The 26,235-nt window shown below is 54.4% G+C and carries 40 protein-coding genes; 3 read left to right on the top strand and 37 right to left on the bottom strand.

Annotation, left to right across the window (positions count from 1 at the left end; all coding sequences use genetic code 11):
• Positions 1-15 precede the first annotated feature (15 nt).
• The 22 genes from secY to rpsJ all read right to left on the bottom strand — a co-directional run bounded on the left by secY (position 16) and on the right by rpsJ (position 10,531).
• Positions 16-1,347 (bottom strand): preprotein translocase subunit SecY, encoded by a 1,332-nt coding sequence (gene secY, locus ABUK12_RS18990; RefSeq protein WP_162368676.1) that lies wholly within the window; start codon positions 1,345-1,347, stop codon positions 16-18.
• A 7-nt stretch (positions 1,348-1,354) separates the two neighbouring features.
• The gene (gene rplO, locus ABUK12_RS18985) at positions 1,355-1,789 is read right to left on the bottom strand and encodes a 50S ribosomal protein L15 (RefSeq protein WP_162368677.1); all 435 of its coding nucleotides are present in this window, start codon (positions 1,787-1,789) and stop codon (positions 1,355-1,357) included.
• A gap of 3 nt (positions 1,790-1,792) precedes the next feature.
• Entirely contained in the window at positions 1,793-1,972 is a 180-nt protein-coding gene (gene rpmD, locus ABUK12_RS18980; RefSeq protein ID WP_162368678.1) for a 50S ribosomal protein L30, read from the bottom strand.
• A 6-nt stretch (positions 1,973-1,978) separates the two neighbouring features.
• On the bottom strand, positions 1,979-2,479 hold the full coding sequence (gene rpsE, locus ABUK12_RS18975; RefSeq protein WP_162368679.1) for a 30S ribosomal protein S5: 501 nt from the start codon (positions 2,477-2,479) through the stop codon (positions 1,979-1,981).
• A gap of 14 nt (positions 2,480-2,493) precedes the next feature.
• Positions 2,494-2,847, bottom strand: coding sequence for a 50S ribosomal protein L18 (rplR, locus tag ABUK12_RS18970; protein WP_162368680.1), 354 nt, complete (start codon positions 2,845-2,847; stop codon positions 2,494-2,496).
• Positions 2,848-2,856: 9 nt separating this feature from the next.
• The gene (rplF, locus tag ABUK12_RS18965; protein ID WP_410013283.1) at positions 2,857-3,390 is read right to left on the bottom strand and encodes a 50S ribosomal protein L6; all 534 of its coding nucleotides are present in this window, start codon (positions 3,388-3,390) and stop codon (positions 2,857-2,859) included.
• Positions 3,391-3,403: 13 nt separating this feature from the next.
• The gene (rpsH, locus tag ABUK12_RS18960) at positions 3,404-3,796 is read right to left on the bottom strand and encodes a 30S ribosomal protein S8 (protein WP_410013282.1); all 393 of its coding nucleotides are present in this window, start codon (positions 3,794-3,796) and stop codon (positions 3,404-3,406) included.
• Between the two features lie 33 nt (positions 3,797-3,829).
• On the bottom strand, positions 3,830-4,135 hold the full coding sequence (gene rpsN / locus ABUK12_RS18955) for a 30S ribosomal protein S14 (protein WP_410013281.1): 306 nt from the start codon (positions 4,133-4,135) through the stop codon (positions 3,830-3,832).
• A 12-nt stretch (positions 4,136-4,147) separates the two neighbouring features.
• A complete protein-coding gene (gene rplE, locus ABUK12_RS18950) occupies positions 4,148-4,687 on the bottom strand; it encodes a 50S ribosomal protein L5 (RefSeq protein ID WP_162368684.1) in 540 nt (179 codons plus the stop codon).
• Positions 4,688-4,701: 14 nt separating this feature from the next.
• Positions 4,702-5,016: a 50S ribosomal protein L24 gene (gene rplX / locus ABUK12_RS18945; protein WP_162368685.1), complete on the bottom strand. Its 315-nt coding sequence runs from the start codon at positions 5,014-5,016 to the stop codon at positions 4,702-4,704.
• Between the two features lie 10 nt (positions 5,017-5,026).
• Positions 5,027-5,398 (bottom strand): 50S ribosomal protein L14, encoded by a 372-nt coding sequence (rplN, locus tag ABUK12_RS18940; protein WP_132923655.1) that lies wholly within the window; start codon positions 5,396-5,398, stop codon positions 5,027-5,029.
• Positions 5,399-5,567: 169 nt separating this feature from the next.
• Complete coding sequence (gene rpsQ, locus ABUK12_RS18935) at positions 5,568-5,822, bottom strand: 30S ribosomal protein S17 (RefSeq protein WP_410013280.1); 255 nt, start codon at positions 5,820-5,822, stop codon at positions 5,568-5,570.
• Positions 5,819-6,013 carry a 50S ribosomal protein L29 gene (gene rpmC / locus ABUK12_RS18930; protein WP_410013279.1) on the bottom strand — a complete coding sequence of 65 codons (195 nt, stop codon included), beginning with the start codon at positions 6,011-6,013 and terminating at the stop codon, positions 5,819-5,821. Before rpmC ends, rpsQ begins: the two co-directional genes overlap by 4 nt.
• The gene (gene rplP / locus ABUK12_RS18925) at positions 6,013-6,423 is read right to left on the bottom strand and encodes a 50S ribosomal protein L16 (RefSeq protein ID WP_162368688.1); all 411 of its coding nucleotides are present in this window, start codon (positions 6,421-6,423) and stop codon (positions 6,013-6,015) included. The genes rpmC and rplP overlap by 1 nt, the downstream gene beginning before the upstream one ends.
• 12 nt (positions 6,424-6,435) lie before the next feature.
• A complete protein-coding gene (gene rpsC, locus ABUK12_RS18920) occupies positions 6,436-7,137 on the bottom strand; it encodes a 30S ribosomal protein S3 (RefSeq protein WP_162368689.1) in 702 nt (233 codons plus the stop codon).
• A gap of 17 nt (positions 7,138-7,154) precedes the next feature.
• A complete protein-coding gene (gene rplV / locus ABUK12_RS18915; RefSeq protein ID WP_011412083.1) occupies positions 7,155-7,487 on the bottom strand; it encodes a 50S ribosomal protein L22 in 333 nt (110 codons plus the stop codon).
• A gap of 14 nt (positions 7,488-7,501) precedes the next feature.
• Positions 7,502-7,780 carry a 30S ribosomal protein S19 gene (gene rpsS / locus ABUK12_RS18910; protein WP_132923660.1) on the bottom strand — a complete coding sequence of 93 codons (279 nt, stop codon included), beginning with the start codon at positions 7,778-7,780 and terminating at the stop codon, positions 7,502-7,504.
• Between the two features lie 14 nt (positions 7,781-7,794).
• The gene (rplB, locus tag ABUK12_RS18905; RefSeq protein WP_410013278.1) at positions 7,795-8,619 is read right to left on the bottom strand and encodes a 50S ribosomal protein L2; all 825 of its coding nucleotides are present in this window, start codon (positions 8,617-8,619) and stop codon (positions 7,795-7,797) included.
• Positions 8,620-8,636: 17 nt separating this feature from the next.
• Positions 8,637-8,939, bottom strand: coding sequence for a 50S ribosomal protein L23 (gene rplW, locus ABUK12_RS18900; protein WP_162368692.1), 303 nt, complete (start codon positions 8,937-8,939; stop codon positions 8,637-8,639).
• Positions 8,936-9,541 (bottom strand): 50S ribosomal protein L4, encoded by a 606-nt coding sequence (gene rplD, locus ABUK12_RS18895; protein WP_410013277.1) that lies wholly within the window; start codon positions 9,539-9,541, stop codon positions 8,936-8,938. The genes rplW and rplD overlap by 4 nt, the downstream gene beginning before the upstream one ends.
• Positions 9,542-9,557: 16 nt before the next feature.
• Positions 9,558-10,187 carry a 50S ribosomal protein L3 gene (gene rplC / locus ABUK12_RS18890; RefSeq protein WP_410013276.1) on the bottom strand — a complete coding sequence of 210 codons (630 nt, stop codon included), beginning with the start codon at positions 10,185-10,187 and terminating at the stop codon, positions 9,558-9,560.
• Between the two features lie 32 nt (positions 10,188-10,219).
• The gene (gene rpsJ / locus ABUK12_RS18885; protein ID WP_001181005.1) at positions 10,220-10,531 is read right to left on the bottom strand and encodes a 30S ribosomal protein S10; all 312 of its coding nucleotides are present in this window, start codon (positions 10,529-10,531) and stop codon (positions 10,220-10,222) included.
• Positions 10,532-10,877: 346 nt separating this feature from the next.
• Between rpsJ and ABUK12_RS18880 the strand changes: the two genes are divergently transcribed.
• Entirely contained in the window at positions 10,878-11,621 is a 744-nt protein-coding gene (locus tag ABUK12_RS18880; RefSeq protein ID WP_410013275.1) for a prepilin peptidase, read from the top strand.
• Between the two features lie 141 nt (positions 11,622-11,762).
• On the opposite strand, the gene bfr is transcribed toward ABUK12_RS18880, so the two are convergent.
• The 11 genes from bfr to fkpA all read right to left on the bottom strand — a co-directional run bounded on the left by bfr (position 11,763) and on the right by fkpA (position 20,277).
• A complete protein-coding gene (gene bfr / locus ABUK12_RS18875; protein WP_410013274.1) occupies positions 11,763-12,242 on the bottom strand; it encodes a bacterioferritin in 480 nt (159 codons plus the stop codon).
• 73 nt (positions 12,243-12,315) lie between these two features.
• Positions 12,316-12,510 (bottom strand): bacterioferritin-associated ferredoxin, encoded by a 195-nt coding sequence (bfd, locus tag ABUK12_RS18870; protein ID WP_410013273.1) that lies wholly within the window; start codon positions 12,508-12,510, stop codon positions 12,316-12,318.
• Between the two features lie 174 nt (positions 12,511-12,684).
• Positions 12,685-13,869: an elongation factor Tu gene (tuf, locus tag ABUK12_RS18865; RefSeq protein ID WP_410013272.1), complete on the bottom strand. Its 1,185-nt coding sequence runs from the start codon at positions 13,867-13,869 to the stop codon at positions 12,685-12,687.
• A 71-nt stretch (positions 13,870-13,940) separates the two neighbouring features.
• Complete coding sequence (fusA, locus tag ABUK12_RS18860; protein WP_410013271.1) at positions 13,941-16,049, bottom strand: elongation factor G; 2,109 nt, start codon at positions 16,047-16,049, stop codon at positions 13,941-13,943.
• A gap of 96 nt (positions 16,050-16,145) precedes the next feature.
• Entirely contained in the window at positions 16,146-16,616 is a 471-nt protein-coding gene (rpsG, locus tag ABUK12_RS18855) for a 30S ribosomal protein S7 (RefSeq protein WP_011412093.1), read from the bottom strand.
• Between the two features lie 94 nt (positions 16,617-16,710).
• The gene (gene rpsL / locus ABUK12_RS18850) at positions 16,711-17,085 is read right to left on the bottom strand and encodes a 30S ribosomal protein S12 (RefSeq protein ID WP_162367223.1); all 375 of its coding nucleotides are present in this window, start codon (positions 17,083-17,085) and stop codon (positions 16,711-16,713) included.
• Between the two features lie 257 nt (positions 17,086-17,342).
• Positions 17,343-17,630 (bottom strand): sulfurtransferase complex subunit TusB, encoded by a 288-nt coding sequence (gene tusB, locus ABUK12_RS18845; protein ID WP_410013270.1) that lies wholly within the window; start codon positions 17,628-17,630, stop codon positions 17,343-17,345.
• A 14-nt stretch (positions 17,631-17,644) separates the two neighbouring features.
• Complete coding sequence (gene tusC, locus ABUK12_RS18840) at positions 17,645-18,004, bottom strand: sulfurtransferase complex subunit TusC (RefSeq protein WP_410013269.1); 360 nt, start codon at positions 18,002-18,004, stop codon at positions 17,645-17,647.
• 9 nt (positions 18,005-18,013) lie between these two features.
• Entirely contained in the window at positions 18,014-18,400 is a 387-nt protein-coding gene (gene tusD / locus ABUK12_RS18835) for a sulfurtransferase complex subunit TusD (RefSeq protein ID WP_410016713.1), read from the bottom strand.
• 2 nt (positions 18,401-18,402) lie between these two features.
• Positions 18,403-19,125 (bottom strand): transcriptional regulator, encoded by a 723-nt coding sequence (locus tag ABUK12_RS18830; protein ID WP_410013268.1) that lies wholly within the window; start codon positions 19,123-19,125, stop codon positions 18,403-18,405.
• Positions 19,126-19,407: 282 nt separating this feature from the next.
• Positions 19,408-20,277: an FKBP-type peptidyl-prolyl cis-trans isomerase gene (gene fkpA / locus ABUK12_RS18825; RefSeq protein ID WP_410013267.1), complete on the bottom strand. Its 870-nt coding sequence runs from the start codon at positions 20,275-20,277 to the stop codon at positions 19,408-19,410.
• A gap of 329 nt (positions 20,278-20,606) precedes the next feature.
• Between fkpA and ABUK12_RS18820 the strand changes: the two genes are divergently transcribed.
• Complete coding sequence (locus ABUK12_RS18820) at positions 20,607-20,825, top strand: protein SlyX (RefSeq protein WP_162367218.1); 219 nt, start codon at positions 20,607-20,609, stop codon at positions 20,823-20,825.
• Between the two features lie 82 nt (positions 20,826-20,907).
• Here the strand turns inward: ABUK12_RS18820 and slyD are convergent, their stop codons facing one another.
• The 4 genes from slyD to kefG form a co-directional block, all read right to left on the bottom strand.
• A complete protein-coding gene (slyD, locus tag ABUK12_RS18815; protein ID WP_410013266.1) occupies positions 20,908-21,495 on the bottom strand; it encodes a peptidylprolyl isomerase in 588 nt (195 codons plus the stop codon).
• Positions 21,496-21,589: 94 nt separating this feature from the next.
• Complete coding sequence (locus tag ABUK12_RS18810) at positions 21,590-21,793, bottom strand: YheV family putative zinc ribbon protein (protein ID WP_410013265.1); 204 nt, start codon at positions 21,791-21,793, stop codon at positions 21,590-21,592.
• On the bottom strand, positions 21,777-23,621 hold the full coding sequence (gene kefB / locus ABUK12_RS18805; protein WP_410013264.1) for a glutathione-regulated potassium-efflux system protein KefB: 1,845 nt from the start codon (positions 23,619-23,621) through the stop codon (positions 21,777-21,779). Before kefB ends, ABUK12_RS18810 begins: the two co-directional genes overlap by 17 nt.
• Positions 23,614-24,174, bottom strand: a complete 561-nt coding sequence (gene kefG / locus ABUK12_RS18800) for a glutathione-regulated potassium-efflux system ancillary protein KefG (protein ID WP_410016712.1) — start codon at positions 24,172-24,174, stop codon at positions 23,614-23,616. The genes kefB and kefG overlap by 8 nt, the downstream gene beginning before the upstream one ends.
• Before the next feature lie 132 nt (positions 24,175-24,306).
• Between kefG and ABUK12_RS18795 the strand changes: the two genes are divergently transcribed.
• Positions 24,307-26,232 carry an ABC transporter ATP-binding protein gene (locus tag ABUK12_RS18795; protein ID WP_410013263.1) on the top strand — a complete coding sequence of 642 codons (1,926 nt, stop codon included), beginning with the start codon at positions 24,307-24,309 and terminating at the stop codon, positions 26,230-26,232.
• Positions 26,233-26,235 lie beyond the last annotated feature (3 nt).

Here is a 26,235-nt window from a genome sequence, read left to right as displayed (position 1 = left end):
CTCAAGCTGGCCGGATTAGCGGTTATAGCCTTTCAGGTTTGCTTTCTTCAATGCGGACTCATATTGACTAGACATCATCAGAGTCTGCACTTGAGCCATAAAGTCCATGATCACCACAACGACAATCAATAAAGATGTGCCCCCAAAATAGAAGGGAACTTTCATTGCGTCACGCATGAACTCCGGGATAAGGCAGATAAACGTAATGTACATCGCACCGACCAGGGTCAGACGGGTCATTACTTTATCAATATATTTAGCCGTTTGCTCTCCCGGACGAATGCCTGGTACAAATGCACCGGACTTCTTCAGGTTATCTGCTGTTTCGCGCGGGTTAAACACCAATGCCGTGTAAAAGAAACAGAAGAATATGATTGCAGACGCATAGAGTAACACATAAAGCGGTTGTCCAGGCTGTAAATACAGTGAAATCGCTGTCAGCCATCCCCAACCGGTACCGCCGCCGAACCATGATGCAATCGTGGCCGGAAACAGAATGATGCTGGAGGCGAAAATTGCCGGTATAACGCCGGCCATGTTCACCTTCAACGGCAAATGTGTGCTCTGTGCCGCATAAACACGACGCCCTTGCTGACGCTTGGCATAGTTAACGACAATACGCCGTTGGCCACGCTCGACGAAAACAACAAAAAACGTCACTGCAAATACGAGTACTACAACCAATAGCAACAGGAGGAAGTGCAGGTCGCCTTGACGAGCTTGCTCAATGGTATGGGCGATAGCCGGCGGTAAGCCCGCTACGATACCCGCGAAGATAATGATTGAAATACCGTTGCCGATACCTCGTTCAGTAATCTGTTCACCTAACCACATCAGGAACATTGTCCCCGTGACCAGGCTCACCACCGCGGTAAAGTAAAACGCAAAGCCCGGATTATACACCAGGCCCTGCATCCCCGGCATATTCGGCAAACCGGTAGCAATACCGATCGACTGGAATATACCTAATACCAACGTGCCGTAGCGGGTGTACTGGCTAATCTTGCGACGGCCAGCCTCACCCTCTTTCTTGATCTCCGCCAGCGCCGGGTGAACAACCGTCAGCAGCTGGATAATGATCGATGCCGAAATATACGGCATGATCCCCAAGGCGAAGATCGAAGCACGGCTGAGCGCACCACCAGAGAACATGTTGAACATTTCAATGATGGTGCCTCTCTGCTGTTCGAGCAATTTCGCAAGCACAGTGGCATCGATACCAGGAATCGGAATAAAAGAGCCGATACGGAAGACAATCAAGGCACCAACAACAAACAAAAGTCTGCGTTTCAGCTCGCCTAATCCGCCTTTAGCACTTTGAAAGTCTAATCCTGGTTGTTTGGCCATCTGCTACTTATTCCTCAATTGTACCGCCAGCAGCTTCGATTGCAGCACGAGCGCCTTTGGTGACACGCAGACCGCGCAGGGTTACTGCGCGATTGATTTCGCCGGAAAGCATGACTTTCGCGAATTCAATCTGGGTGCCAACAATGTTAGCGGCTTTAAGCGTGTTGAGATCGATAACCTCGCCTTCCACCTGCGCCAGCTCGGACAGGCGAACTTCCGCCGTGACCATAGCCTTGCGCGAGGTGAAGCCGAATTTGGGCAGACGACGGTATAAAGGCATCTGGCCACCTTCAAACCCACGACGTACGCCACCGCCAGAACGAGACTTCTGACCTTTGTGACCACGACCTGCGGTTTTACCGAGACCGGAACCGATACCGCGACCTACACGCCGAGGAGCGTGCTTGGAGCCCTCAGCCGGAGACAGAGTATTTAAGCGCATCTCTTACTCCTCAACTTTGACCATGTAGGAAACCAAATTGACCATACCGCGTACAGCAGGAGTATCCTCGCGCTCTACGGTGTGACCAATGCGACGCAGGCCCAAGCCAACCAAAGTTGCCTTGTGTCTCGGCAGACGACCGATGGAACTGCGCGTCTGAGTTATTTTAATCATCTGTGCCATGGTCAATTACCCCAGAATTTCTTCAACGGATTTACCACGCTTGGCAGCGACCATTTCGGGGGACTTCATGTTAGCAAGGGCATCGATAGTTGCACGAACCACGTTAATCGGGTTGGTGGAACCATAGGTCTTTGCTAATACGTTGTGGACCCCTGCGACTTCCAGGACGGCGCGCATTGCACCACCGGCGATAATACCGGTACCTTGGGAAGCCGGCATCATGAACACACGGGAACCCGTATGAGCACCTTTAACAGGATGCTGCAGGGTGCCGCTGTTCAGCGCGACATTCATCATATTGCGACGGGCTTTTTCCATCGCCTTCTGGATCGCTGCCGGAACTTCGCGTGCTTTGCCGTAGCCAAAACCTACGCGGCCGTTACCATCACCAACAACAGTCAGTGCGGTAAAACTAAAAATACGGCCACCTTTAACGGTCTTGGAAACGCGATTTACCGCGATAAGCTTTTCCTGCAGTTCGCCAGCTTGTTTCTCAGTGTGTGCCATCTTACACCTCTACCTTAGAACTGAAGGCCAGCTTCACGGGCAGCATCTGCCAGTGCCTGGACTCGACCATGATATTGGAATCCGGAACGGTCAAAAGCGACAATCTTGATGCCTTTTTCCAGAGCGCGTTCTGCAATAGTTTTACCTACAGCAGTCGCGGCATCTTTATTACCGGTACCCTTTAATTGCTCCGCGATAGCTTTTTCTACTGTAGAAGCGGCTACCAGAACTTCAGAACCATTCGGGGCAATGACCTGCGCATAAATATGGCGCGGGGTACGATGTATAACCAGGCGGGTTGCGCCCAGTTCTTGGAGCTTGCGGCGTGCGCGGGTCGCACGACGGATACGAGCTGCTTTCTTATCCATAGTGTTACCTTACTTTTTCTTAGCCTCTTTGGTACGCACGACTTCGTCGGCGTAACGGACACCCTTGCCTTTGTAAGGCTCAGGACGACGATAGGCTCGCAAATCAGCCGCAATCTGCCCAACAGCCTGCTTATCAGCGCCTTTCAGCACGATTTCAGTCTGGGTCGGGCATTCAGCGGTGATGCCTGCCGGTAAAACATGGTCGATGGGGTGTGAATAGCCAAGGGCCAAATTCACCACATTGCCTTTTACCGCGGCACGATAACCTACGCCTACCAGCTGCAGCTTCTTGGTGAAGCCTTCAGTAACACCGACAATCATTGCATGCAACAGTGCACGGGTCGTACCCGCCAGGGCCCAGCCATTCGCTTCGCCTTCACGAGGCACAAACGTCAGGTTGTTGTCCGCATAGTTAACATGAACAGCGTCGTGGATAGTACGACTCAGCTCGCCGTTTTTACCTTTGATCGAAATTTCCTGACCGTTGAGTTTTATCTCTACGCCGGCAGGAACTACGACATGTGCTTTTGCAACACGAGACATGTTTTCCTCCCGATTAAGCTACGTAGCAGATAATCTCGCCACCAAGACCAGCCTGGCGAGCCGCACGATCAGTCATGACACCTTTAGAGGTAGAAACAACAGCAATACCTAAACCGGCCATAACTTTCGGCAACGCATCTTTTTTCTTATAGATACGCAGACCAGGACGGCTGATACGCTGGATGGTTTCCACAACCGGCTTACCCTGGAAGTACTTCAGTACGATTTCCAGCGTAGGCTTGGTGTCGCCTTCGATTTTGAATTCTTCAATAAAGCCTTCTTCTTTCAGCAAATTGGCGATGGCCACTTTAAGCTTGGAGGAAGGCATGGAGACCGCTGTTTTGTTCGCGGTTTGACCGTTACGGATACGGGTCAGCATATCCGCGATCGGATCTTGCATGCTCATCTGTCTTTACTCCCGTGATTCAATTGGTGACAATTACCAGCTAGCCTTTCTCAGACCCGGGATTTCACCGCGCATGGCAGTTTCACGGACTTTGATACGGCTCAACCCGAATTTCCGCAGGAAAGCATGCGGACGACCAGTTTGGCGGCAGCGGTTACGCTGACGAGACGGGCTGGAATCACGCGGCAGAGTCTGCAGCTTGAGAACCGCATCCCAACGTTCTTCATCAGAAGAACCTACGCTTGAGATGATGGTTTTAAGTTCAGCGCGCTTTGCGAAGAATTTCTCAGCTAATTTCACGCGTTTGACTTCGCGTGCTTTCATGGATTGTTTAGCCATTAGTACCCTGCCTTACTTGCGGAATGGGAAGTTAAAGGCGGCCAACAGTGCACGACCTTCATCATCGGATTTCGCAGTAGTGGTGATGGTAATATCCAAGCCACGAACGCGATCGACTTTGTCATAATCGATTTCCGGGAAGATGATCTGCTCACGTACGCCCATGCTGTAGTTACCACGACCATCGAACGACTTGGTGGACAAGCCACGGAAGTCACGAATACGCGGTACAGCAATGGATATCAGTCGCTCAAAGAACTCCCACATGCGTTCACCACGCAGGGTTACTTTACAGCCGATCGGATAGCCCTGACGGATTTTGAAGCCCGCAACGGATCTGCGTGCCTTGGTGATAAGCGGTTTTTGACCGGAAATTGCCGCTAAATCGTTCGCAGCATTATCCAGCAGTTTTTTATCAGCAATCGCTTCACCAACACCCATGTTCAGGGTGATCTTCTCGACCCGAGGGACTTGCATGACAGAATGATAGCCGAATTCTTTCATTAACTTTTCGACTAGTTCGTCTTTGTAGTAATCATGCAGTTTCGCCATCGTACTACTCCAAGTTACTTGATTGTTTCGCCGTTAGATTTGAAGATACGGACTTTTTTTCCGTCTTCAATCTTAAAGCCTACACGGTCCGCCTTGTTGGAGGCACCGTTGAAGATAGCAAGGTTGGAAAGCTGAATTGCCGCTTCCTGTTCAACGATGCCGCCCGGCTGGTTCGTAGCCGGAACTGGTTTTTGGTGTTTCTTAACCAGATTGATACCTTCAACAATGGCCTTGCCCGTAGACAGGACATTCTTTACTTTACCGCGCTTACCTTTATCTTTGCCGGTTAGCACGATAACTTCGTCATCACGACGGATTTTCGCTGCCATGATTCGCTCCTTAAAGTACTTCTGGTGCCAGAGAAATGATTTTCATGAACTTTTCGGTACGCAGTTCACGAGTCACCGGCCCAAAAATACGCGTACCGATGGGTTGCTCACTATTGTTATTCAACAAAACACAAGCATTACCATCGAAGCGAACGACAGAACCGTCAGGGCGACGGACACCCTTCTTGGTGCGCACCACTACCGCCTTCAGGACATCACCTTTTTTGACCTTGCCACGCGGAATTGCTTCCTTGATGGTGATCTTGATGATATCGCCGACGCCTGCGTAGCGACGGTGCGAGCCACCTAGAACCTTGATACACATTACGCGACGCGCGCCGGAGTTGTCGGCCACGTTCAGCATAGTCTGTTCTTGGATCATGTTAGTGCTCCGCTAATGTCAACTACAACTTTAGGACCCATATTAGGTCGTTAAGAAAAACCCCATAATACAGGGCGCAGCATTATAACACCGCACTCAGGATATGGGTAGAAAAAATAAACGGCTCGTGCTTTGAGCCGTTTATCTTGTTTGGAGCGCGCTTACTGTATTACAGAATCGCTTTCTCTACAACGCGAACAAGTGTCCAGGACTTAGTCTTGGAGATCGGACGGCATTCGCGGATTTCCACGACGTCACCGATACCACTTTCATTGCTCTCGTCGTGTACGTGCAGCTTGGTCGTACGCTTGATGAATTTGCCGTAAATCGGGTGTTTCACAAAACGTTCGATGGCAACGACAATGGATTTCTCCATTTTGTCGCTGATCACGCGACCTTGCAGAGTACGGATATTGTCACTCATTGCGCACCCGCCTTCTCAGTCAATAACGTTTTAACGCGTGCAACATTGCGACGCACTTGCAACAACAGGTGTGTCTGTTGCAGCTGGCCACTGGCCGCCTGCATGCGCAGGTTAAACTGCTCGCGCAACAGGTTCAACAGCTCGGTGTTCAGCTCTTCAACGCTTTTTTCACGCAGCTCTTTTGCTTTCATTACATCACCGTCTTAGTTACAAAGGTGGTTTTAATCGGCAGTTTCGCTGCTGCCAGCTTGAAGGCTTCGCGGGCAACTTCTTCCGGAACGCCGTCCATTTCATACAGGACTTTGCCCGGTTGAATCAAGGCAACCCAATATTCCACGTTGCCCTTACCTTTACCCATACGCACTTCAAGCGGCTTCTCGGTGATCGGTTTGTCCGGGAATACACGGATCCAGATCTTACCTTGACGCTTAACTGCACGCGTCATTGCACGACGCGCAGCTTCGATTTGACGAGCAGTCAGACGACCACGGCCAACAGCTTTCAGACCGAAAGTACCGAAGCTAATATCCGTGCCCGCAGCCAGACCGCGGTTGCGGCCCTTATGCATTTTACGGAATTTTGTACGCTTTGGTTGTAACATCAGCGACTCTCCTTACTTGCGGCCTTTGCGCTGCTGCTTTTTAGGTTGAGCAGCCGGTTTTTCCGGTTGTTCAACGGCAGCCATACCACCCAGAATCTCACCTTTGAAGATCCACACTTTTACGCCGATGACACCATAAGTGGTGCGCGCTTCGGAGGTGTTGTAGTCGATATCCGCACGCAGCGTATGCAGCGGAACGCGACCTTCGCGGTACCATTCGGTACGTGCGATTTCAGCGCCGCCAAGACGACCACTGACTTCAACTTTAATACCCTTAGCGCCCAGACGCATGGCGTTCTGTACAGCACGCTTCATAGCACGACGGAACATAACACGACGTTCCAGCTGTGAAGAGATGCTGTCAGCGACCAGCTTCGCGTCCAGTTCCGGTTTACGGATTTCGGCAATATTGATCTGCGCAGGCACGCCGGCGATATCCGCAACGACCTTACGCAGTTTTTCAACGTCTTCACCTTTCTTGCCGATAACGATGCCCGGACGAGCGGTGTGAATAGTCACACGGATGCTCTTGGCCGGACGCTCGATAACGATGCGAGAAACGGAAGCCTTCGCCAGTTCCTTGATCAGGAATTGACGAACTTTAAAGTCGCTGTCCAGGTTGTCAGCGAATTCTTTGGTATTCGCGTACCAGGTAGAGTTCCAAGGTTTGACAATACCCAGGCGAATACCATTAGGATGTACTTTCTGACCCATTGCTAGTCTCCAGAGTCTCAGCGATCGGACACAACCACAGTGATGTGGCTGGTGCGCTTCAAGATGCGATCCGCCCGACCTTTTGCACGAGGCATAATGCGCTTCATGCTTGGGCCGGCGTCGACGAATATTTTCGCGACTTTCAGATCATCGATATCTGCGCCATCGTTGTGTTCAGCGTTAGCAATGGCAGACTCCAGTACTTTTTTAACCAGACCAGCAGCTTTCTTGTTGGTATAGGTCAAAACTTCCAGAGCTTGCGACACTTTCTTACCGCGGATAAGGTCAGCCACCAGGCGTACCTTTTGAGCAGAAGAACGAGCGTGGCGATGTTGAGCGATAGTTTCCATCTCTTCCTCCTACCTTAGCGTTTTTTAGCCTTACGGTCGGCCGCATGGCCGCGATAAGTACGCGTCGGCGCGAATTCACCCAGTTTGTGACCGACCATTTCGTCGGAAACAAATACCGGTACGTGCTGACGACCATTATGGACAGCGATGGTCAAACCGATCATTGTTGGAAAGATCGTTGAACGACGGGACCAAGTGCGTATAGGCTTCTTGTCACCGCTTTCCACCGCTTTCTCTACCTTCTTCAGCAAGTGCAGGTCTATGAATGGACCTTTCTTGAGAGAACGTGGCATGGTTTATCCTCTAATTATTTTTTACTACGGCGACGTACGATGAACTTATCGGTACGCTTATTACTACGGGTCTTCTTACCTTTGGTCTGCAGGCCCCACGGACTGACCGGGTGCTTACCAAAGTTACGACCTTCACCACCACCATGCGGGTGATCCACCGGGTTCATCGCCGTACCGCGGACGGTCGGACGAATACCACGCCAGCGGCTTGCACCGGCTTTGCCCAGTACACGCAGCATGTGTTCGGCGTTACCGACTTCACCCATGGTTGCGCGGCATTCAGACTGCACTTTACGCATTTCGCCGGAGCGAAGACGCAGAGTGACATAAGCGCCGTCACGGGCAACAATCTGAACGTAAGCACCGGCGGAACGCGCCAGCTGACCGCCTTTACCCGGTTTCATTTCCACGTTATGCACGGTGGAACCAACCGGAATATTGCGCATCGGCAGGGTGTTGCCGGCCTTGATGGCGGCGTCGACGCCAGACTGAATCTGGTCACCTGCTTTCAGGCCTTTCGGCGCCAGTACGTAACGACGTTCGCCGTCTTTGTACAGCACTAAAGCGATGTTGGCAGAACGGTTCGGATCATATTCCAGGCGCTCTACGATTGCCGGGATACCGTCTTTGTCGCGTTTAAAATCGACAACACGGTATTGTTGTTTATGACCACCACCGATATGGCGCGTAGTGATACGGCCATTGTTGTTACGTCCACCGGATTTAGTGAGTTTTTCCAGCAACGGGCCATAAGGCTTGCCCTTGTGCAGCTCAGGGTTGACCACTTTAACTACGTGGCGACGACCCGGAGATGTCGGTTTACATTTAACAATTGCCATTGTTCTTCTCCTCCGACTTACTCTGCGCCGCCGATGAAGTCCATGTTCTGGCCTTCCTTCAGGGTGACGTAAGCTTTTTTCCAGTCGCTACGACGACCGATACGCTGTCCATGACGCTTCGTTTTCCCTTTAACGATCAGGGTGCGAACGTCATTGACTTCGACTTCAAACAGTTTATGCACAGCGGCTTTAATTTCTGCTTTGGTCGCGTCTTTAGCTACTTTGAGTACGATGGTGTTATGCTTTTCCATCGCTGCAGACGCTTTTTCAGAAACGTGCGGCGCGCGCAAAACTTTCAGCAAACGTTCTTCACGAATCATGCCAGCATCTCCTCAACTTGCTTCACAGCGTCAGCCGTCATGACGACTTTGTCGAAGGCGATCAGGCTAACCGGGTCAATACCTGCGACATCGCGAACGTCTACTTTGTAGAGATTGCGCGCGGCCAGAAACAGGTTTTCATCCAGTTCGCTCGTAATGATCAGCACATCTGCAAGCGACATGTCTTTCAATTTCTGTACCAGCAGCTTGGTTTTAGGCGCTTCGACAGAAAAAGACTCAACGACGATCAGACGTTCTTGACGTACCAGCTCGGACAGGATGCTTTTCAGCGCCCCACGGTACATCTTCTTATTTACCTTCTGGCTGTGATCCTGCGGCTTGGCGGCAAATGTTACGCCACCTGAACGCCAGATTGGGCTCTTCACCGTACCTGAACGCGCGCGACCGGTACCCTTCTGACGCCATGGTTTCTTACCGGAACCAGTAACTTCAGCACGGGTCTTCTGAGCGCGAGTACCTTGACGGGCACCTGCTGCATAAGCAACAACAACCTGGTGTACCAGCGCTTCGTTGAAGTCACGCCCGAAGGTAGTTTCGGAAACAGTCAGCGCGCTTTGCGCGTCTTTCAATACCAATTCCATTCCTATCTCCTCGACGTTACGCCTTGACAGCCGGTTTAACGATCAGGTCGCCGCCGGTTGCTCCCGGGACAGCGCCTTTGACCAGCAGCAGGTTGCGCTCAACGTCAACACGTACTACGTCCAGGCTTAGAACGGTTACACGCTCGTTACCCATCTGGCCTGCCATTTTCTTGCCCTTGAATACCTTACCCGGAGTCTGGTTCTGACCGATTGAACCATGACCACGGTGGGACAAGGAGTTACCATGGGTAGCATCCTGGGTACGGAAGTTCCAGCGCTTTACAGTGCCTGCAAATCCTTTACCTTTGGACGTACCGGTAACGTCAACTTTTTTCACATCGGCGAACAGTTCGACGCTGATGCTTTGACCCGCAGTGATTTCTGCAACGTCTTCGACGCGGAATTCCCACAGGCCACGGCCGGCTTCAACGCCTGCCTTAGCGAAGTGACCGGCTTCAGGCTTAGTCACACGATTGGCTTTTTTGGTGCCGGTGGTGACCTGAATAGCGCGGTAACCGTCGTTGTCCAGGTCTTTAACCTGAGTTACGCGGTTGGCTTCGATTTCAATAACGGTTACTGGGATGGAAACGCCATCTTCAGTGAAGATGCGAGTCATGCCCACTTTACGACCGACTAAACCCTTCATTGTTTCAACCTCTCAATCGTTTGGTGACCTGATTAACCCAGGCTGATCTGCACATCAACACCAGCAGCCAGATCCAGACGCATCAGAGCATCAACGGTTTTTTCGGTTGGCTCAACGATGTCAACCAGACGCTTATGAGTGCGAATCTCATACTGATCGCGCGCATCTTTATTGACGTGCGGAGAAATCAGAACGGTAAAGCGCTCTTTGCGGGTCGGCAGCGGGATCGGACCCCGTACCTGAGCACCGGTACGTTTGGCAGTCTCGACTATTTCCGCGGTTGATTGATCGATCAAACGATGATCAAACGCTTTCAAACGGATACGGATTCTTTGGTTCTGCATGAGACCAGAGCTCCAATTATTTATAAACGTAGAAAATTACTCCTCGCACCCATTTCGATTGATGGGGGAGTGTAATCATTCAGTATTATCCCCATATCGGGGATGTTGTGTGCTGGCTTACCGCCTTCGCGGCCAGCGCGGACTCATTGAGTCGGCTTGTTTCTTATGTCTATGAGACAAGCCCGCGCATTATACGTTAATTTGCTCATGAAGCAAGCGACGATACGGTAAAAAACGCCGGAAACCGGCGCTCATTCCATTTCCGCAGGGGCAGAATGGGCGGCGGCGCCGATTTCAGGCAGGCTTATGCCAGCTGGGATGCCGGGATAAGGGAAGGAAGGCGCGCGTGATAACGGTATTGTCGGTTTTCTGCCTGCTCTTGTATGGCGTCATCATGGGCCATCTCGCCCGGCGCATTCTCGGATGGGCCCGCGCGCTGCCAGGCGCCACGGCGGCGCGGCGCGGGCCACTGCCGGGCGGCGGTTGCGCCGGCGGGGGACGGTTGGCGTATGGCCGGCTTACGGCGATCTCCGGCCAGCGGGCTTCCGCGGCGCCTGGGGCCCGCCGCGCCGCGTGGACAATGCTGTCCCGCCAGATGTGGAAACGGCGCTGCGAGGCAAGCTGCGCGCTGGCGTTCCTGGCGGCGTTCGCCGCCCTGCCGGCGGAACGCCTGGTGAGCGGCCTGGTGTTCAGCTGGTTTTTATTAACGCTGAGCTGGATTGACTATCATACCCTGCTGCTGCCCGACCGGCTTACCCTGCCCTTCCTGCTGTGCGGACTGCTAAGCCCCCTTGGCGAGCCGCAATCGCTCTATGCCGGCCTGCTGGGCGCGCTGTGCGGCGGCGGCGGCCTGTGGCTGCTGAACGGGGTGTTTTACCGGGTGAGAGGCTACGCGGGGCTGGGCGGCGGCGATATCAAGCTGCTGAGCGGGCTGGGGGCCTGGCTGGGATGGCAAGCGTTGCCGCTGTTATGCGCGAGCGCGGCGCTGACCGGGATAGCGTGGTGGCTGCGGCGCCGGACGGCGGATAAAGACATTCCCTTTGGTCCCTGCCTGGCGCTGGCAGGCTGGTGGATATACATCGGCCCTTAGCGCCACTGCCCGGCCGCACATGACAATGCGGCCAGGTTACGCCGGAAACGCGGCAGCCAGGAGCCGATGCGTATCGGTCATAACCGTCGCATCATGCGCAGGCGTTGCTTTATCATTATTTAGCGGGGAACAGCCTGACGCCTATTGCGCCGCATCTTTTAACTGGGACTGGAGATAGTTCTGCAGGCCGACCAGTTTGATTAAATCCAGTTCGGTTTCCAGGAAATCGATATGGTGCTCTTCGTCCGCCAATATCTCGATCAGCAGATCGCGGGTGACATAATCCCGGACGCTGTCGGCATAAGAGATGCCTTCGCGCAGATCCTGCGCGCCCTGCAGTTCCAGGTTCAAATCCGAACGCAGCATTTCCTCGACATTTTGCCCGATGTTAAGCGTGCCCAGATCCTGCAGGTTAGGCAGTCCCTCCAGGAAAAGAATACGCTCGATATAACGATCGGCGTGCTTCATTTCATCGATGGATTCGTGGTATTCAATGTCGTTCAGACGCATCAGCCCCCAGTTCTTAAACATACGGGCGTGCAGGAAGTACTGATTGATGGCTACCAGCTCGTTGCCAAGCAGGGTATTGAGATGGGTGATAATTTGGTCATCGCCTTTCATAATTCACTCCTCCGTTGCGGTAATGTACAGAATATAACCGCGTCAGAGTAAATCAAGGTAATAACCCTACTAATTATGCAATTTTTTCAAACGGCACTAACTGCTGTAATTCGTCTTCCATAACCAACCGGGCCTTGCATGCGCATTTACCGCATTTATTCGCCACCGGCACGACACTTTTAAGTTCTTGAAACGTCTTCGGTTGGTAGTTTCTTACCGCCTTGCGTATGGCAGTATCGCTTACCGCATTACACAAACAAACGTACATTTTTCATACTCATTAAAATCAAATTAGGCATAATTTAAATGAGAACGAGTGTCATTTCAATAGCAGAACTATTTTTGTTTTGTAAATATCCGTCGCCGGTAAATAACCGCTTCTTTTTGCAGCAAATAAAAAAAGGGCGCCAAGGCGCCCTTTTTTGCATAAAACGGAAATGTCTTACGCGATAACCTTGGCAACCACGCCGGCGCCAACGGTACGGCCGCCTTCGCGAATAGCGAAACGCAGGCCGTCGTCCATGGCGATCGGGGCAATCAGGTTAACAACCATTTTGATGTTGTCGCCAGGCATAACCATTTCCACGCCTTCCGGCAGTTCGATGGTACCGGTCACGTCAGTGGTACGGAAGTAGAACTGAGGACGGTAGCCTTTGAAGAACGGCGTATGACGGCCGCCTTCATCCTTGGACAGGATGTAGACTTCGGATTCGAACTGGGTATGCGGGTGGATTGAACCCGGTTTAGCCAGTACCTGGCCGCGTTCCACGTCGTCACGCTTGGTGCCGCGCAGCAGGACGCCGACGTTTTCACCGGCACGGCCTTCGTCCAGCAGTTTACGGAACATTTCAACGCCGGTACAAGTGGTCTTGATGGTGGCTTTGATGCCGACGATTTCAACTTCTTCGCCCACTTTAACGATGCCGCGTTCCACACGACCGGTTACCACGGTGCCGCGGCCGGAGATGGAGAATACGTCTTCGATAGGCAGCAGGAACGGCTTGTCAATCGCACGTACCGGTTCCGGAATGTAGGTATCCAGGGCTTCGGCCAGTTCGATGATTTTAGAGGTCCAGGCTTCGTCGCCTTCCAGTGCTTTCAGCGCGGAACCACGGATTACCGGGGTGTCGTCGCCTGGGAAGTCGTACTGGGACAGCAGTTCGCGCACTTCCATTTCAACCAGTTCCAGCAGTTCTTCGTCATCGACCATGTCGCATTTGTTCATGAAGACGATGATGTAAGGAACGCCTACCTGGCGAGCCAGCAGGATGTGTTCGCGGGTCTGCGGCATCGGGCCGTCGGTTGCGGCAACCACCAGGATTGCGCCATCCATCTGGGCGGCGCCGGTGATCATGTTTTTCACATAGTCGGCGTGTCCCGGGCAGTCTACGTGCGCGTAGTGGCGGGCCGGGGTATCGTATTCAACGTGGGACGTGTTGATGGTGATACCACGGGCTTTTTCTTCCGGTGCGTTGTCGATCTGATCGAAGGCACGGGCGCTGCCGCCGTAAGCTTTGGCCAGCACGGTGGTGATGGCGGCGGTCAGGGTGGTTTTACCATGGTCGACGTGACCGATGGTGCCGACGTTAACGTGCGGTTTTGTACGTTGGAACTTTTCTTTAGACACGGCTATATTCCTTACTCTTATGCTCTCCCCCATTGGAGAGAGCACGGGATATTAATTGTAGACCCTAAAGCTTATTTACCGGCTTTACGGGCTTCGATAATGGCCTGAGCAACATTGTTCGGTGCTTCATTGTACTTCAGGAACTCCATGGAGTAAGAAGCACGGCCCTGAGTCTGTGAACGCAGATCTGTAGCATATCCAAACATTTCAGACAAGGGGACCTGCGCACGAACGGTCTTGCCGGTCGCAGTATCTTCCATGCCGTCGATCATGCCGCGACGACGGTTCAAGTCACCGATAACGTCACCCATGTAGTCTTCAGGCGTTTCAACTTCAACTTTCATGATAGGTTCCAGCAGAACTGGTTTCGCTTTCATGAAGCCTTCTTTAAACGCCATGGAACCGGCAATTTTAAACGCCATTTCCGAGGAGTCGACTTCGTGGTATGAACCATCGAAGGCCGCAACACGGACGTCCACAATCGGATATCCGGCCAGAACGCCGTTTTTCAGCTGTTCCTGGACGCCTTTATCCACCGCGGGCACGTATTCTTTTGGAACCACGCCGCCGACGATTTCATTAAGGAATTCGTAGCCTTTACCACCTGGTTCCATCGGTTCGATACGCAACCAGATGTGACCGAACTGACCGCGACCACCGGACTGACGAACAAACTTGCCTTCTTGCTCAACAGTATTGCGGATGGTTTCGCGGTACGCTACCTGCGGTTTACCGACGTTAGCTTCAACGTTGAACTCGCGACGCATACGATCGACGAGTATTTCGAGATGCAGCTCGCCCATACCTGCGATGATGGTCTGACCGGACTCTTCATCGGTCCAGACGCGGAAAGACGGATCTTCCTGCGCCAGACGGCCCAGGGCTAGACCCATTTTTTCCTGGTCGGCCTTGGTTTTCGGTTCTACAGCCACAGAGATAACCGGTTCCGGGAACTCCATGCGTTCCAGGATGATCGGCTTGCTCTGATCGCACAGCGTATCGCCGGTGGTCACATCTTTCAAGCCAATCGCAGCGGCGATATCGCCGGCGCGGACTTCCTTGATTTCTTCACGTTTGTTGGCATGCATCTGCACGATACGGCCAAAACGCTCACGTTTGTCTTTAACGGAGTTCAGCACGGTATCGCCGGAGTTAACCACACCGGAATAAACGCGGAAGAAGGTCAGGTTGCCCACGAACGGGTCGGTGGCGATTTTAAACGCCAGCGCCGAAAAGGGTTCGTCATCGCTTGAATGGCGTTCGGCATGGGTCTCGCCGTCTTCCAGCACGCCGTTGATGGCCTGAACGTCGGTCGGTGCCGGCAGGTATTCGATTACCGCATCCAGCATCGCCTGTACGCCTTTGTTCTTAAACGCAGAACCGCAGGTAACCAGGATGATTTCGTTGTTCAGCACGCGTTGACGCAGACCCATCTTGATTTCTGCTTCGGTCAGTTCTTCGCCGCCGAGGTATTTATCCATCAGCTCGTCATTGGCTTCAGCCGCGGATTCAACCATATGTTGATGCCACTTCTGCGCCAGTTCCTGCAGTTCAGCCGGGATCTCTTCGTATTCGAAGCTGATGCCCTGATCGGCCTCACTCCAGTTGATGGCTTTCATCTTCACCAGATCGACAACGCCGGTGAATTTTTCTTCGGCGCCGATGGCCAGCTGGATCGGAACCGGATTAGCGGCCAGACGGGTTTTCAGCTGTTCAACAACGCGCAGGTAGTTCGCACCCATACGGTCCATTTTATTCACGAACGCGATACGCGGAACTTTATATTTGTTGGCCTGGCGCCACACGGTTTCGGACTGAGGTTGCACACCGCCTACCGCACAGTAAACCATGACCGCGCCATCAAGCACACGCATGGAACGTTCTACTTCGATGGTGAAGTCAACGTGTCCCGGGGTGTCGATGATGTTGATGCGATGGGCATCAAACTGTTTAGCCATACCGGACCAGAAACAGGTGGTCGCCGCGGACGTAATGGTAATTCCGCGCTCTTGTTCCTGTTCCATCCAGTCCATGGTGGCAGCGCCATCGTGGACTTCACCGATTTTATGGTTTACACCGGTATAGAACAGAATACGTTCAGTGGTGGTGGTTTTACCGGCGTCGATGTGCGCACTGATACCGATATTACGATAACGCACAATTGGTGTTATACGAGCCATTTGTATCCTCGATTACTGGGGCGTTCTATTCGAGCTAACCCAGGAAGGGCGAGCTGTCCGCACGCCCACCTGGTTAGCATGACTACAGCGGCATAATTACCAGCGGTAGTGGGCGAACGCCTTGTTGGCATCTGCCATACGGTGAACGTCTTCACGTTTCTTAACAGCAGTGCCTTTATTTTCTGCTGCATCGGAAAGTTCGTTCGCCAGGCGCAGGGCCATAGATTTATCACCGCGTTTACGAGCAGCTTCAACGATCCAACGCATTGCCAGGGCATTACGACGGACCGGACGAACTTCTACTGGCACCTGATAAGTAGAACCACCAACGCGACGGGACTTGACTTCGACAGTCGGGCGCACGTTGTCCAGAGCTACTTCGAAAGCTTCCAGATGTCCTTTACCGGAACGCTGAGCCAGGGTCTCCAGCGCGGTATAGACAATTGCTTCGGCAGTAGATTTTTTACCATCTACCATCAGGATATTGACAAATTTTGCCAACAGCTCGGATCCGAACTTAGGATCCGGCAGGATTTTACGTTGACCAATGACGCGACGACGTGGCATGGGATAACTCCGTTGTTAATTCAGGATTGTCCAAAACTCAATGAGTTCTTTGACATTAATAATAAAATGTTTGGCCTTACTTAACGGAGAACCATTAAGACTTGGGCTTCTTCACGCCGTATTTGGAGCGGCCCTGCTTACGGTCTTTAACGCCTGAGCAGTCGAGCGCACCGCGAACGGTGTGGTAACGCACACCGGGAAGGTCTTTTACACGACCGCCACGGATCAGGATCACGGAGTGTTCCTGCAGGTTATGGCCTTCACCGCCGATATAGGAAGTGACTTCAAAACCGTTAGTCAGACGAACACGGCATACTTTACGCAGCGCGGAGTTCGGTTTTTTCGGGGTGGTGGTATATACGCGGGTACATACGCCACGTTTTTGCGGGCATGCTTCCAGCGCCGGAACGTTGCTTTTAGCAACCTTCATGGTGCGTGGCTTGCGTACCAGCTGGTTAATTGTTGCCATTCGATAAAACTCCTGGTTTTTGCTTCGTAAACACGTAATAAATCGCCTCGTTAAGCCGCAAGGCAAAGAACGAGGACGCAGAATTTTATGGCCGACGGGTGAGGGTGTCAAGAAATATACAATATACCCGCTATCTTTCGCGCTGCGGATGCATCGGCTGCGTTCGTTTATCCCCCTCCCTTATCGCTGTACGCTGATCGCAATGCGTTCCCTTGACCGCCTTGCCGCAAGGCGCAATTCAGAGGGTAGCGCCCTGCTTACCATGCCATTTGTTGCGATTGTTTTACCGTCAGCGCGACAAACCCAGTATAGCTTATCAGGGTGATTTTGTCCGAAAAATGAGCAAGCAGGCCGCGGGCGGCAACGTCGGCGTCAAGGGCATACAACCCGAGCGGCGAGGCGATAAGCCGCTCCAGCGCGGCGGTTCCCGCCAGCCCGGCTATCACGCCGTCCTGTATCAGCAGCAGATCGTCGCCCCTGCGGGCGGTAAGCAGCAGCGCCGGCAGGTCGCGGGCGTAAGGGGAGCGGCTAAGGGTATAAAGCATGGCGTTTTCCCGGCTCAGAAGGTCAAGACAGTATCAAAAGCGGACAAGCGCTCGCGCCAGCGCGCGGCGGGCAACACCTCGGCGTCGAGCACCCAGCCCGTGGCGCCGGCCAGCCCGCGCTCCGCCAGGGACTCCGCGCAGAGGTAAAAACGCGTGATATCGTAAATCGGCAATACGCCGAAGGTGGGGATGAAATTGCGCGCCAGGATTTCCGCCGGCCGCTGCTGCGGCAATAGCAACAGGACGCCATCGCCAATAAAAAACACGCCGATCTCATCGGTTAGCGCCGATGCGGCCAGCAGCGCATCCAGTCCTTCCCGTCCAGACGCGTCGCCGTGGGGGCCATGGGTAAAAACAAAGGCAAGGCGTTTCATCAGGGCACCTTAAAACTGGATAAACCGATCGCACTCAAGCACGGCCTGCGCCAGCGTGCCCAGGCCGCTCAGGGTAAAACCCGGCTGCAGGTTGCCCTGCTCCGGTGCCGGCGGCGCATCCTGCGCCCCGTCCGTCACGCCCCGGCGCAACGCCGCGGAGACACATACATCCAACGGCACCTGATGCTCCAGGCCAAGCTGCTGCCAGGCGCGCACGATATCCACCTCGTCGCCGGCCGGGGACGTATGGCGATTGGCGTTATAGACGCCGTCCTGATAAAAAAAAATGCTGTTGATCCGGTGGCCTGCGGCCAGCAAGGCCCGTGCAAACTGCAGGGCGCTGCTGGACTGCTGCGTGCCGTAGGCCGGCCCGCCGACCATCAGGCAGTAACGCAGGCTCACCGATCCAATCCCAGGAAATCACCGCTTTTAAACTGGCGGATATACAAATAGACCGTATGTTTGGAAATATTCAGCCGATCCGCCACCTGGTTGATGGCGTCCTTGATATCGAAAATGCCCTTTTCATACAGGTTAAGCACAATCTGGCGGTTCTTGGCGTTGTTGGACACGCCGCGATCGGCATTGACTTCCTCGATGGTGAACTCAAGGGTTTGCGCCACCAGGTCGTCCACCGAAGACGCGAAATTGACCGAGGTGGCGTTTTCCTGGGCTTCCGGCGGGACAAAGGTTTGCATGATTTGGGAAAAGGGCACGTCAAGATTCATATTGATGCACAGCAGGCCGATGACCCGTTGTTCGCGGTTGCGAATGGCGATGGTGACGGATTTCATCAGCACGCCGCTTTTGGCCCGGGTAAAGTAGGCTTTCGACACGCTGCTGTCCTCGCCCGCCATGTCATGCAGCATGCGCAGGGCCAGGTCGGAAATGGGCGAGCCGATTTTGCGTCCGGTGTGTTCGCCGTTGGCGATGCGCACGGCGGAGCTTTTCAAATCTTCCAGGGAATGCAGCACGATTTCGCAGTGTTCGCCGATAAGCATCGCCAGTCCATCCACCACGGCTTCGTAGGATGCCAGTATTTCATGATCAACCGGGCTGAATGGCCGTTCGTCCAAAACATCCAGTTCGTTGAATTCTGGGGTCGGAAGAGAAGTAGACATATGCAGACACCACCCGTTAAAGCGAGCCTGCCCGCATCCCTGGACAAACTCGGCTGTCAGTTGTATTTACCGGTCGCTAGTCTAGCAAATGATTTAAAACGCTGTCCTTGTGTTTGGACAGATTTTTACAACTTATTGGCCGCCAAAAGCGCTATAACGCGCTTTTTTTGGCTGGCATGCCCGGTTTTCCGGCGGGAAGGCGTTAATAAAAAAGGGCGGTGGCTGTTGAGACAGCCACCGCCCTTCATCACTGGCAACGCGTTTTACGCGCCGGCAGTGTGGTTATTTAGTGGTTTCAGCCGCGCCGGCCGGTGCTTCAGCCGCCGGCTTTTCGCCTTCGGCAGCCTTAGCCGCCGGTTTAATATCCAGCAGTTCCACGTCGAAAATCAGGGTGGAGTTGGCTGGGATTCCCGGGACGCCGGTTTTGCCATACGCCTGTTCCGGCGGAATCACCAACTCGATCTTGCCGCCTTTGTGGATCTCTTTCAGGCCTTCGGTCCAGCCGGGGATGACGCCGTCAAGACGGAATGACAGAGGTTCGCCGCGTTTGTAGGAGTTGTCGAATTCCGTACCGTCGGCCAGCGTACCCTTGTAGTTGACCACCACGGTATCGCTATTGGTCGGCGCTTTGCCGGTACCCGGTTTTTCAACTTTGTACAGAACACCGCTGGCCGTTTTCTTCACGCCTTTTTGCTTGGCGTAGTCGGCGCGGAATTTATCGCCTTTTTCGGCGTTGTCCTTGGCTTCCTGCTCCATTTTGGCCTGGGCGGCTTCTTTCACGCGCGCCTCGAAGCTCTGGAGAGTAGCCTCGATTTCTTCGTCAGTCAGCTTGCTCTTGTTGCCAAAAGCGTCCTGAACACCGGCGATCAGCTGATCTTTATCCAGCTTGATGCCTAACTTTTCCTGTTCCTTCAGGGAGTTGTCCATGTACCGACCCAATGAGGCGCCTAACGCGTAAGCAGCCTGTTCCTCGCTGCTTTTGAATTTGTCCGAGGTGGCGTTGGCCGGAGCAGTTGCCGGAGCGGTCGCTGTGGTGCCAGCCGCGGCGGGGGCATCAGCCGCTGCGGTGCTATCCGCGGCCATTACCTGGGCAGCATTGAGGGCTAGCGCCATGGTGGTAGCCAACAGCGTGACTTTAAACAGTGATTTCATCCATATCTCCATAGCCTGGGCTATCTTGTCCCAAGGTCGATAACTAAGTTAAGCCGATACTATAGCCGTGAGCGTAAACACAACACAATCGCTATCCCGATGAATTGAGTCTTTCTAAGACTTTTTTTACGTCAAGAAGTTTCTTTTTTAGCGGCGCCATTGAAGCCTGGTTCGGTGACGCGGGCATATAATAGGCTTTCGGCGGGCATTTATCGTCATTTACCGATAGAATAACACCTGGTTGTTGTCGCAGCTTAATCCGGGTATGAGGTCGGGCCGACGCGATCGCCCCTATTCCATGATAAACGGTATTGAGAGGAGGAGACACTATGGAGTTATCCCAATTGGAACAACGTCTTGATTTGCTGGAAGGCCGGCTTGCGTTCCAGGAAGTCACGATAGATGAACTGAATCAGACCGTCGTCGCGCATCAACGGGATATCGGCAGGCTGCAGGAGCAACTGCGCTTATTGTCGGAGAAACTGCGCACGCAGCAAACCTCGATTATCGCGTCTCAATCGGAAGAGACGCCGCCGCCGCACTATTAATTTTAATTAATTCGTTGAATAACCAATAAAACGGGGCGGAAAAACCCGCCCCATCGGCTATCGGGGTCCGAGCGAACCGGGTTTAGTGGCAACCGCAGCCGCCATTGCCGCCGCATCCGCCGCCTTTGTGCTCGTGGTCATGGCCGTGGCCGCCGCAGCAGTCGCCGCCGTGATCGTGGTCATGGCCTTCATGCTCGTGATCGTGTTCGCCGTGAACATGGCCGTGGGCCAGTTCTTCCGCCGTCGCTTCGCGAATAGCCAGCACCTCGACGTGGAAGTTCAAATCCTGGCCGGCCAGCATGTGGTTGCCGTCCACCACCACATGGTCGCCGTCGACTTCGGTAATTTCAACCGGCACCGGGCCTTGATCGGTCTCGGCCAGGAAACGCATGCCGACCTCAAGTTCCTCGACGCCCATGAACACCTCTTTCGGGACGCGCTGCACCAGGTTGTCGTCGTAATGACCGTAGGCATCGTCGGCAACGATATGCACATCAAAGCTATCGCCCTCATCGTGGCCGTCCAGGGCATTTTCCAGGCCCGAGATCAAAGAACCATGCCCATGGAGATAGTCCAACGGCGCACTCACCGGAGACTCATCGACCAACACGCCATCTTCTGTCCGTACCTGGTAAGCCAGGCTGACCACCAGGTCTTTTGCTACTTTCATGATATCTCCTACCGTTGGAAACTGAATTGGCGCAGATTCTAACGAAAATTTACGCGCATGTATCCTTCAGCTTAAAAAAATTGAGGGTATAAGGCTACTCCGGATCAAAAATACCGATAATGCGATCCTTTGCCGGCGTTTTATCCGCAGCCGCCGGGTCGGTTTGGCGCTGAGTAAAACCGCACTTTACACAAATGACGTTATCCGTCCCCTGGTCCTGCCAGACCGCCAGGGTATCCTTCGCCTGGCACTCGGGGCATACCGCGCCGGCAATAAAACGTTTACGCTTTGCCGTCATGGTGTTTATCTCCCTGCGGATGGTTATCTTCCCAGCCGTCAAGCTGGCGACGTTCATGCTGCATTTCGCGCTGGAAGATATCCTCCAGCTCGCGCCGGGCCTCCTTGACGCGGGATATTTGCGCCACATCCCCCTGCAGCTGCGGCATCAGCTCCCGCAGCATGCGGGTATCGATGCGGCGGAAATGCTGCTGGGCGCGATAGGCCTGGTGGGGATGCATCCCCAGTTCCAACAACGCCTTGCGGCCCAGATCCAGCGCGCTGGAAAAAGTTTCCCGCGAAAATTGATTCACCCCGGCCAGCAGCAGCTCATGGGCCTCGACGCGGCCCCGCGCCCGCGCCAGTATCTTCAGGTGCGGGAAATGCTGCTGGCACAGGTGCACGATGGTCATGTTGTCTTCCGGCGTATTGGCGGCGACCACGATGGCTTTTGCTTTCTCCGCCCCGGCGGCGCGCAGCAACTCAAGCTCGGTGGCATCGCCGTAATACACCTTATAACCATAGCTGCGCATCAGGCTTACCGCACTGATATCGCGCTCAAGTACCGTAATCCGCATCTTATTGGCCATCAGCAGGCGGCCTATCACCTGGCCGAAACGGCCGAAACCCACGATGATCACCTGCGGCTCGTCATCGTCGACGAAGGGTTTTTCACCCTCCTCGTCCTGGGCATTGTAACGTCGGACCAGGATAAGATCGATGAGTTGCATTAATAAGGGGGTGGTAATCATCGACAGCGTCACGGTGACCAGCAGCAGGGCCAGCTGATCGGGCGAGAGGATTTTTTGCGCGCCGGCGGCGGAAAACAGGACAAAGGCGAATTCCCCGCCCTGGCTTAGCACGCCGGCGAACTGTAGCCGCACCGAGCTGCGCAGACCGGATATCCGCGCCAGGATATACAATACCGTCCCTTTGACCAGCACCAGGACCGCCAGGCCGGCCACCACGGTCAGCAAGTGGACATATAAAATGCCCAGGTTGAGCGCCATGCCCACCGAGATGAAAAACAGGCCGAGCAGTAATCCCTTGAACGGCTCGATGGCGATCTCCAGCTCATGGCGGTATTCACTCTCCGCCAGCAGCACGCCGGCGATAAAGGTGCCCAGCGCCATGGATAATCCGAGCATATCCATAAACAGCGCCGCGCCCAGCACCACCATGAGCGAGGCGGCGGTAAACACCTCGCGCACATTAGCCATGGCGACATAACGGAACAGCGGCCGCAGCAGGTAGCGCCCGCCCACCAGCATGATAAAAAACGCCGCCACCTTCATGCCGATTTTCATCCAATCGCTCGGTTCGCTGCCGCCGCCGGCCAGGATAGGGATGAGGGATAACGTGGGGATTACCGCCATATCCTGGAACAGCAGGACGGAAAAGCCGAGCTGGCCGCCTTCATTGCGGTTCATGCCTTTGTCGCGCATCAGCTGCAGCGCGATGGCGGTGGACGACATGGCCAGGCCGATGCCGCCAATCAGCGCCGATTGCCAGGTGGCATGGGTCAGGTAAAGAGCCCCGCCCAGCAGCAACGCGGTAAAGAAAAGCTGCGCGGCGCCGACGCCGAAGATCGATCGCCTCAGTTCCCATAGCTTCGACGGATTCAGCTCCAGGCCGATGATAAACATCAGGAACACCACCCCAAGTTCGGAGAAGTGCAGGATTTCGTCCACATCGCGGATAAAACCCAGCCCCCAGGGGCCGATGGCGATACCCGCCGCAAGGTAGCCGATCACCGCGCCTATGCCCAGGCGCTGGGCTATGGGCACCGCAACGACGGCGGCGAATAAAAACAGCACCACGGCGGTCAAAAACGACGGACTGCTATCCAATGCGTTGTCCCCTTTCGTTAAGCGGCTCTTTCAGCCATTGGGCGTATTCGCCGGCATGGCGCGCCAATACGACGGGATCCAGCCTTCTGGCCCAATAGATCACCTGCGGGCGCACCCAATGCATGCGGCACATGGTGGCGGTCAATTCGAACGGGCGTAGAATATCCTCCATGCCGTAGCGGCTGTAGCCGCGGTTAAGATAAGCGCCCTCCGGTTCGCCGGTGGTGATAACCGTTCGCCAGTATTTCCCCGCCAGGGCGTCGCCGCCGATGCCGCTGGCAAATCCGCGCGCCAGCACCCGGTCGAGCCACTCTTTCAATAATGCCGGGCAGCTGTAAGTATAAAGCGGGTGCTGGAACACAATGACCTGATGTTCACGCAATAATTGCTGTTCGTGGTGAATATCAATAAAAAAATCCGGATAAAAGGCGTAAAGATCATGTACGGTGACATGCTCGAGCGACGATGCCGCCTGCAGCAAAATCCGGTTGGCAACCGAATCCTGTGATTCCGGATGGGCATACAACAACAAAACTTTGGGTGGCTGCGCGATCAATTCCCCTCCAAAGCGTCGTCAGGGCGCGGCTTTTCCGCTACCATGCTTCGCAAAGTTGAAACCAGGACAGGTTATCCTGGATAGCATTCAATAATGTTAATTTAACATACTCTCAAACTATGGCGCTTTATGATTGTCTTCTCCTCACTGCAAATTCGCCGCGGTACCAACGTACTGCTGGATAACGCCACCGCCACGGTGAATCCCGGGCAAAAGGTCGGACTCGTCGGCAAGAACGGCTGCGGCAAATCAACATTATTGGCATTGCTGAAGCATGAACTCGGCTGCGACGCCGGCAGCGTGACCTTCCCCGCCAACTGGTCGATGGCCTGGGTTAACCAGGAGACGCCGGCCCTTGACGTGCCGGCGCTGGAGTATGTTATCGACGGCGATCGCGAGTATCGCCAGCTGGAAGCCGACCTCCAGCTCGCCAACGAGAAAAACGACGGCCACGCCATCGCCACCGTGCACGGCAAGCTGGACGTTATCGAGGCATGGACCATTCGGCCGCGCGCCTCGAGCCTGCTGCACGGGCTGGGGTTCAGCCAGGATCAATTGCAACAGCCGGTGCGGGATTTTTCCGGCGGCTGGCGTATGCGCCTTAACCTGGCGCAGGCGCTGATCTGCCGCTCCGATTTGCTGTTGCTTGATGAACCGACCAACCACTTGGATCTGGATGCAGTCATCTGGCTGGAAAAATGGCTGAAGAATTATGACGGTACGCTGATTCTGATTTCCCATGACCGGGATTTTCTCGATCCTATCGTAAATAAAATCCTGCATATTGAACAGCAGACGTTGAACGAATATACCGGCAACTACTCGTCGTTTGAGCAGCAGCGGGTGACCAAGCTGGCGCAACAGCAGTCGCTGTTCCAGCACCAGCAGGAAAAAGTGGCCCATTTGCAGCATTATATCGACCGTTTCCGTGCCCAGGCCACCAAGGCCAAGCAGGCGCAAAGCCGGATCAAGATGCTTGAGCGGATGGAGCTGATCGCCCCGGCCCATGTGGATAATCCCTTCCAGTTCAAGTTCCGTACTCCGGAAAGCCTGCCGAGCCCCCTGCTGAGCATGGAGAAAGTCAGCGCCGGTTATGGCGGGCGCACCATTCTTAATTCCATCAAGCTTAACCTGGTGCCCGGTTCGCGCATCGGCCTGCTCGGACGCAACGGCGCCGGCAAGTCGACGCTTATCAAGCTGCTGGCCGGCACCCTTGAGCCGCAGTCCGGCACCATCGGCCTGGCGAAAGGCATCAAGCTGGGTTATTTCGCCCAGCATCAGCTGGAGTTCCTGCGCGCCGACGAATCGCCGCTGGCGCATATGATCCGGCTGGCGCCGCAGGAGTATGAGCAGGCGCTGCGCGATTATCTGGGCGGGTTTGGTTTCCGGGGCGATAAGGTGACCGAACCGACCGCGCGTTTTTCCGGCGGCGAAAAGGCCCGGCTGGTGCTGGCGCTGATTGTCTGGCAGCGTCCCAACCTTCTGCTGCTCGATGAACCGACCAACCATCTGGATCTGGATATGCGCCAGGCGCTGACCGAAGCGCTGATAGATTTCGACGGCGCGCTGGTGGTGGTGTCCCATGACCGGCATTTACTGCGTTCCACCACCGATGAATTTTATCTGGTGCATGACGGGCGCGTCGCATCGTTTGACGGCGATGTGGAGGATTACCAGCAGTGGCTGGTGGATCAGCAGCGCCAGGCGGCGGCGCAGGACGGCAATGATACCGAGACCCCGGCGCCGCAGACCAATAATGCTCAGGCCAGGAAAGACCAGAAGCGGCGCGAGGCGGATTTCCGCAATCAGACCCAGCCGTTGCGCAAGTCCATTACCCGTTATGAACAGCAAATGGAAAAACGTGGCGCGGAGCTGGCGGCCATCGAGGCCGGACTGGCCGACGCGGCGCTGTATGATATCAGCCGTAAAGCGGACCTGGCCCTGGCCCTGCAACAGCAGGCCAAGGTTAAATCGCAGCTGGAAGAGGCGGAAATGGCGTGGCTGGACGCCCAGGAACAGTTGGAGACCCTGACCCGGGAGTTCGAGTCGCAATAAGCG

The sequence above is a fragment of the Sodalis sp. C49 genome (assembly GCF_046352915.1).
Lineage (GTDB): Bacteria > Pseudomonadota > Gammaproteobacteria > Enterobacterales > Enterobacteriaceae > Acerihabitans.
Note: the sequence above shows the minus strand (reverse complement) of the source record. Positions and strands in the feature narration are given on the sequence as shown.